Origin of the sequence: Bradyrhizobium sp. (genome assembly GCF_036009065.1) — a bacterium.
Taxonomy (GTDB): domain Bacteria; phylum Pseudomonadota; class Alphaproteobacteria; order Rhizobiales; family Xanthobacteraceae; genus Bradyrhizobium.
The window spans coordinates 1-7,230 of record NZ_DASYMN010000209.1; the positions used below are offsets into that span (position 1 = coordinate 1).

A 7,230-nucleotide genomic window follows, 5' to 3' on the forward strand; every position below is an offset into this window, starting at 1 on the left:
GTTGGTGGAGCGCCGGGAGGCGCTGCGCCTAGCCTTGGGCGCGCGCGGTGCCTTGCCGCGCGAGGTGGGTACGTTAATCCCGCCTCTAGGGGTGCCCGTTGGTGCCCCGGCGCCTCCCGCCGCTCCACCCCCTCGCTTGGGTTCGCGAGGGACTGGCAAACCTCGGACGCATTGCGCCGCGAGAACGAGGAAGTGTGGCTGTTTGAAACGATGAATTGGAAATCGAGGCGAGGCGCTAGCTTAACCTCGCCCCGCTCTTGAGCTTGTGAATCTATTGATTTTTGCGTTTTCCGACATGAGTCAAATCAAAGACTTAGGACCCGCAGAAACGTCGAAATTCGAATAGATTCACAAACTCTCTTGCGGGGAGAGGTCGACGCGCATCGTCAGATGCGCGAAGCCTTCGCTGCGCTTCGGCTTCGACCTCTCCCCGCAAGAGCGGGGCGAGGTTAAGAAAGCACCGCGTCCGGGACACGCGCGTGCCTTAAGACCCCGCGGTCGCCGCGGTGATCAGCTTGATGGCGTCCTCGCTGTCCCATTCGGCGGGGCCGGCGATGGTGCCGATTTCGCAGCCCTGGGCGTCGATCAGCACCGAAGTAGGCATGCCCAGCGCCCGGCCGATGCTCTTAAGGTCTTGAAATACCTTGGCTTTCGAATCGCTATAATAGCCCAGCCGAGTGAGGTTGCCGTCCTTCAAAAATGCCTTCGGCTTCTCCGAATCCCTGGTGTCGATATTGACCGCAACGACGGCGAATTTCTCGCCGCCGAGCTTGCCCTGCAGGCTGTCCAGCGCCGGCATCTCTTTCCGGCACGGCACGCACCAGGTTGCCCACAGGTTCAACAGAACCGTGCGTCCCTTCCAGTCCGACAGTTTTTTGGGCTGGCCGTCGCCGTCCATGAACGCCAGATCCGGCATCTGCAGCGGCTTTGTCGCCATGGTGAGCGCCGCGACCTCGCCTTTGGCGAGGGGCGCGATCTTTTTCGACAGCTCGACCGCGGAGGCGCAGGGCGCTTGCGCCAGCGCGTTGCGTTTCAACCCGCCAATTCCGTATAGCCCGGTTAATCCGACGATCGCGCCGACGGCGACCGCGCCCAGCGCCACGGGAATACGGCTGAAGGCGGAGCGGCTCGGCGGGGAAGCGTCAGGCATATCGTTTGTCATCCGGTACAAGATACGGTTATGCAGGGGTTTGGTTGCGGCCGGTTACGTGTGTGTCCCGACAAACCCCCGATCGGCAAGCAAAAAGACGAGCGGCAAGATATTGAGTAACAAGCCATGAGCAACAAGATGTGGGGCGGAAGGTTTTCCGGGCGCCCCGGCGCGATCATGGAGGAAATCAACGTCTCCATCGACGTCGACCGCCACCTTTACGCCCAGGACATCGCCGCGTCCAAGGCGCACGCCGCCATGCTGGCCGCGCAGGGCATACTCACCGCGAACGATGCGAAAAATATCGGCAAGGGTCTAGACACGATTTTGTCAGAGATCGGCAAGGGCGCGTTCGATTTCAAGCGCGCGCTCGAAGACATCCATATGAACGTCGAGAGCCGGCTCGGCGAATTGATCGGCGCCGCGGCGGGAAGGCTGCACACCGCGCGCTCGCGCAACGATCAGGTGGCGACCGACTTCCGGCTGTATGTGCGCGACATTATCGACGAGACGGATGCGGCGCTTAACGCGTTCCAGCATGCGCTGGTGCAACGGGCGCTCGAACACGCTGATACCGTGATGCCGGGCTTTACGCATCTGCAGACCGCGCAGCCGGTAACCTTCGGCCATCACCTCATGGCCTATGTCGAGATGGCGGCGCGCGACCGCGGCCGCTTTGCCGACGCGCGCAAGCGGCTCAACGAATCGCCGCTTGGGGCGGCGGCGCTGGCCGGCACGTCTTTCCCGATCGATCGCGACGCCACCGCGAAAGCCCTGGGCTTCGACCGGCCGATGGCCAATTCGCTCGACGCAGTCTCGGATCGCGACTTCGTGCTGGAAACGCTGTCGGCGGCGGCGATCGCGTCGGTGCATCTGTCGCGGTTCGCCGAGGAAATCGTGATCTGGACCTCGCCGCTGGTCGGACTGGTGCGGCTTAGCGACAAGTTCACCACCGGCTCCTCGATCATGCCGCAGAAGCGCAATCCCGACGCCGCCGAACTGGTGCGCGCCAAGACCGGCCGCGTGGTCGGCGCGCTCACCGCGCTGCTGATCGTGATGAAGGGGTTGCCGCTGGCCTACCAGAAGGACATGCAGGAGGACAAGCAGGGCGCGATGGAAGCATTCGGCGCGCTGTCGCTGGCGATCCGGGCGATGACCGGCATGGTGCTCGACCTCGTGCCGGATCCGGCGCGGATGAAGCTTGCCGCCGGCGAAGGTTACGCCACCGCGACCGATCTTGCCGACTGGCTGGTGCGTACCTTGAAAATGCCGTTCCGCGACGCCCATCATGTCACCGGGAAGATCGTGGCCGCAGCCTCGAAAGACGGCGTGGCGCTGCACGAGCTGCCGCTGAAGGCCATGCAGGCGATCGCGCCGAAGATCACCGCCGAGGCGCTGGCAGTGCTCTCGGTGGAGGCGTCGGTGAAAAGCCGGACCTCTTACGGCGGCACCGCGCCGAAAAATGTCCGCGCGCAGGCCAAAGCCTGGCTCAAGCGACTGGAAAAAGAGCGAAAATTGGGCTGAGCCTTAAAATTGGCTTCGATTTCGTGGAGTTTCAGGCCTCGCCAGATCAGGTCAATCTTTGTATGGTGCCGCCGAATTTGGGGATATCGCCGTGAATCGTGTTTCGGGCCCAATGCCTTCGAGGTGGGCCGTCATTCTGTTGGCCACCGCTGCGCTGGCGCTTGCCGGCTGCGGCCGCAAAGGCCCGCTCGATCCGCCGCCCGGCGCGTCGTCGCTGTCGGCCGTGGAGGGCGATACCGACGAGGAGCGGGCGGCCGCCAAGGGAACCGTGTACGATCCGTCCTACGGGGCCAACGCGTTGCCGAACACGCCCAAAGGCAACAAACGATCGTTCATTCTCGACCCGCTGCTGAATTCCGACTGAGCCCGCCATGAACCACTTCGACTATCGCAACGGCGTGCTGCACGCCGAGGCGGTCGATCTCGCCGTTCTGGCCGACGCCGTCGGCACGCCGTTCTACTGCTATTCGACCGCGACCCTGGAACGCCACTACCGGGTGTTCGCGGGCGCCTTCGCGGATGTCGAATCGCTGGTCTGCTACTCGCTGAAGGCGAATTCCAACCAATCGGTGCTGCGCACGCTTGCAAGGCTCGGCGCGGGCGCCGACGTAGTTTCGGGCGGCGAACTGAAGCGCGCGCTGGCGGCCGGCTTTGCCCGCGAGAAGATTCTGTTCTCGGGCATTGGCAAGACCGAAGCCGAACTGCGCCAGGCGCTCCTCGAAGACATCCTTTGCATCAATGTCGAATCCGAGCCGGAGCTCGAGCTGCTGTCGCGGCTCGCGGCCGAAATGGGCCGCATTGCGCGGGTATCCGTGCGCGTCAACCCTGACGTCGACTCCGGTTCGCACGCCAAGATCTCGACCGGCAAGGCCGAGAACAAGTTCGGCGTACCGTTGGTCCAGGCGCGCGGGGTCTATGCCCGCGCCGCAAGACTGCCGGGCATCAAGGTCACCGGCGTCGATGTCCATATCGGCAGCCAGATCACCGATCTCGGTCCGCTGGAAGCCGCGTTCCGCAAGCTGGCCGATTTCGTGCACACGCTCCGCGCCGACGGCCACAGCATCTCGCATGTCGATTTCGGCGGCGGGCTCGGCATTCCCTATCACGCCGACCGGGAAGCGCCGCCGGCGCCCGCGGCCTATGCCGAAATGGTCAAGCGCGTCACCCATAATCTCGGCTGCACGCTGATGTTCGAGCCGGGCCGCCTGATCGTCGGCAACGCCGGCATCCTGGTCACCCGCGTGATCTATCTGAAGCGCGGCGATGCCAAGAATTTCGTCGTCATCGATGCGGCGATGAACGATTTGATCCGCCCCACGCTGTACGAGGCGCATCACGACATCCTGCCGGTGCGGCTGGCCGAGCCGGGCGCACGCACGATTCTGGCCGACGTGGTCGGGCCGGTCTGCGAGACCGGCGATTACCTGGCGCTCGGCCGCACCATGCCCGAGCCGAAGCCCGGCGATCTGCTGGCGGTGATGACCGCCGGCGCCTACGGCGCGGTGCAGTCCGGCACCTACAACACCCGCGCGCTGGTGCCGGAAGTGCTGGTCAAGGACGACCAGTACGCGGTGGTCCGCCCGCGCATCGAGGTCGATGCCCTGATCGCGATGGACAAGATCGCGCCGTGGCTGTGATTGCTTCGTCGTCCCCGCGGAAGGCGGGGACCCATAACCCCTGGCGTATTTGTTTTATACGGCCGTTGCAACGGCCTCGCTAAAACGAGGCGAAGCGGGGCGTGAACCCATACACTCAGTTGCCTTGGCTGATTTCCGCTGTTGCTCGCATAACGGACTCAACTCGAACATCACGCCATGTCCGAAAAGTGCCAAGAGCCGACATGGGGTTGTTCATTCGATCACCTCGTCGGCGCGGGCCAGCAGCGTTGGTGGAATGGTGAGGCCGAGAGCCCCTGCCGTTTTCAGATTGATGACCAGGACGAATTTTGTCGGAAGTTGCACAGGCAGGTCGGCTGGTTTACGGCCTTTGAGGATCTTGTCCACAAACGCAGCGGCCTCGCGTGCGAGCGCAAGTTGGTCAGCAGAATACGACATCAAACCGCCCCCCACCGCGTAGTCCGCATTGGGTGCGATGGTAGGCAGCCGGTGCTTAAGCGCCAGTTCGATCACCCGTCTATGCGGCAAGGTGGGTTGCACGATGACGGCGGCCAAACGTTCCTCTTCGATGTCGGAAAAGGCGACGTCAAGTTGCTCTATGCCTGTCACCATGAGCGGCCTGATCTCAATCCCAAGGGTTCGGCCGGAGGCTTGAATGGCTTCAAGGAAGGGTTTGTGAAACGGGTCAGGCACGTTAACCAGCACCCCCACCCGGCCAGCGGTCGGTACAACTTCGCAGATAAGCTGAAGATTCTTCCCCCCGAGTTCTCCGCTAACGCCGGACATTCCAGTGACGTTGCCGGCTGGGCGGGCAAGGCTGGCGACAAGTCCGGTTCTGACCGGATCGCCCGATGCGCCCATGATGATCGGAATTCCGGTGGTAGCCTGCTTCGCCGCCGTGATCGCAGGTGTCTGAAAAGCGACGATCAGAGCGACATTGAGTTCAACCAGTTCGTGGGCCAGCAAGGGCAGGCGAGCCGTTGATCCCCCGGCAGAGCGAATCTGAAACTCCACATTCTCGCCTTCGACATGGCCTAGCAGACGAAGTCCTTCCTTGAGGGAGTTGATCAGTGGAGTGCTATCTGCGCTGCCGAGGACCAAAATGCCCAGTTGGTTCTTCTTTGGCTGCGCCCGCGCCACCATTGGCAGCCACGGAGCCGCTGCGCCGCCAAAAAGCATGATGAACTCGCGCCGCTTCATATGCCTCTCTTAAAACACGTCATGAGCAAGGTTTAAAGCCTAGCACCTTGCGATTGGGCGTCGAATGGAAATCACGGCCGATGTCCGCTTTGGGTCACCCGCGTCGATTTGGCATTTCGCGCCGCATGCCCGGTTACGGGGCAACCTCGGAAATGACGTTTGTCCGGTTTTGCCGATTAAAGGCATCGGTTTGGATGTGATTCAAGCCCCAAACGGGGGCTCGAATCGTGCGGTATGAACTCACGGACTTCGAATGGGGTGCCATCAGGTCGCTTCTGCCTACAAGCCGCGTGGCGTTCCCCGTGTTGATGACTTCAACAAGATTAAGCAATGTCGGCGTGTCGCGATCCAATTCGCATTTGGCTGCGCGCTAATGAGTCCACGCCCTGGATGGGCCCCGGCTCTGCAGCGCACCGCTCCGCAAGGGCTACGCGCTGCGCTGCGTCCGGGGCACGAGTGATCACTCCGCCGCCCGCGCCTTGCTTCCGCCCACCACCACGCCCGCCGCCTGTTCGATCGGCTTGATCGCGGAGGTGAAATCGCTCTCCGCGCCCATGTCGCGGATCACCACTTCCCACAGCCGCCCGACCGCTTCGGCGACCTCCATCGACAGATCAAGCGATTTCATCTCCTCGAGGCAGAGCCGGACGTCCTTCACCATCAATCCCGTGGCAAAGCCGAAATCGAATGTGCGCGGCAGGATCGACCGCGGAAACTTGTCGCGGCTCGCAGTGTTCATGCCCGATCCCGCATTGATCACGTCGATCATCACGGCGGGGTCGAGCCCCGCCTTGACCCCCATCACCACGGCCTCGGAGGTCGCGACCACCGCGGTCGCCGACAACAGATTGTTGGCGAGCTTCATGGTCTGTCCGGAGCCCGGCTTTTCGCCGATGAAGAACAGCTTTCCGATCACCTCCAGCGCCGGTCTTGTTGCGTCGAAATCCGCGCGCGGGCCGGACACCATCACCGCCAGCGTTCCCTTCTCCGCGCCGCCGACGCCGCCGCTGACCGGGCTGTCGATCTGCACGATGCCGCGTTTTGCCAGCAACCCGTGAATGCGCACCGCCATCTGCGAGCCGACGGTGGACAGATCGACGAAGCGTTTTACTTGGCTGCCCTCGATCACGCCGCCAGCGCCGGTCGCGACCTCGAGCGAGGCCTGCAGCGAGGGCAGGCTCGCCAGCACGGTCTCGGCGCGGTCGGCGACGTCCTTCGGCGACGAGGCGGCTTTTGCGCCGAGGGAAACGAGTTTGTCGACCGCCTCCTTGCGCTGGTCGTACACGACCAGCCGATGCCCGGCCTCGATGAGGCGGCGGGCCATGGGAAATCCCATCTTGCCGAGGCCAATGAATCCGATGTCCATGGTGATGTGTCCTCTTCTTTCAAAAATCCAACACCGTCATTGCGAGCTAACAGTCGGCGCGAAGCGCCGCCCGTTGAGCGAAGCAATCCAGAGGCCACAAGCAAGAACTGGATTGCTTCGTCGCAAGTGCTCCTCGCAACGACGGCTCACCCCTTCTCCATCTCGGCGAACACTTCGCGCGCGATTCTAAAACTGTCGACGCCGGCGGGGATACCGGCATAGCAGGCGACCTGCATGAAGACCTCGCGGATTTCGTCCTTGCTGACGCCGTTGACCAGCGCGCCCTTGATGTGCACCCGCAATTCATGCGGCCGGTTCAGGATCGAGATCATGGCGAGGTTGAGCATGCTGCGGGTCTTGCGCGGCAATTCCTC

Annotated in this window: 7 protein-coding genes; 3 read left to right on the forward strand and 4 right to left on the reverse strand. The window is 63.0% G+C overall.

Annotation, left to right across the window (positions count from 1 at the left end):
* Positions 1–484: 484 nt before the first annotated feature.
* Entirely contained in the window at positions 485–1,150 is a 666-nt protein-coding gene (gene tlpA, locus VGP39_RS13000; protein ID WP_414644658.1) for a thiol:disulfide interchange protein TlpA, read from the reverse strand.
* 126 nt (positions 1,151–1,276) lie between these two features.
* Here tlpA and argH point away from each other — a divergent pair, with 126 nt between their 5' ends.
* The 3 genes from argH (at position 1,277) to lysA (ending at position 4,311) form a co-directional block, all read left to right on the forward strand.
* Entirely contained in the window at positions 1,277–2,674 is a 1,398-nt protein-coding gene (gene argH / locus VGP39_RS13005; RefSeq protein WP_327568518.1) for an argininosuccinate lyase, read from the forward strand.
* A gap of 91 nt (positions 2,675–2,765) precedes the next feature.
* Positions 2,766–3,038, forward strand: a complete 273-nt coding sequence (gene lptM / locus VGP39_RS13010; RefSeq protein ID WP_414644659.1) for an LPS translocon maturation chaperone LptM — start codon at positions 2,766–2,768, stop codon at positions 3,036–3,038.
* 7 nt (positions 3,039–3,045) lie between these two features.
* Complete coding sequence (lysA, locus tag VGP39_RS13015; protein ID WP_327568519.1) at positions 3,046–4,311, forward strand: diaminopimelate decarboxylase; 1,266 nt, start codon at positions 3,046–3,048, stop codon at positions 4,309–4,311.
* A 213-nt stretch (positions 4,312–4,524) separates the two neighbouring features.
* Here lysA and VGP39_RS13020 read toward each other — a convergent pair whose 3' ends face one another.
* From VGP39_RS13020 to VGP39_RS13030, 3 genes are all read right to left on the reverse strand, one after another.
* The gene (locus VGP39_RS13020) at positions 4,525–5,490 is read right to left on the reverse strand and encodes an ABC transporter substrate-binding protein (protein ID WP_327568520.1); all 966 of its coding nucleotides are present in this window, start codon (positions 5,488–5,490) and stop codon (positions 4,525–4,527) included.
* A 460-nt stretch (positions 5,491–5,950) separates the two neighbouring features.
* Positions 5,951–6,856 (reverse strand): NAD(P)-dependent oxidoreductase, encoded by a 906-nt coding sequence (locus tag VGP39_RS13025; protein WP_327568521.1) that lies wholly within the window; start codon positions 6,854–6,856, stop codon positions 5,951–5,953.
* 146 nt (positions 6,857–7,002) lie between these two features.
* Positions 7,003–7,230, reverse strand: a 228-nt coding sequence (locus VGP39_RS13030; protein WP_327568522.1) for a carboxymuconolactone decarboxylase family protein, incomplete at its 5' end; no start/stop codon positions are given.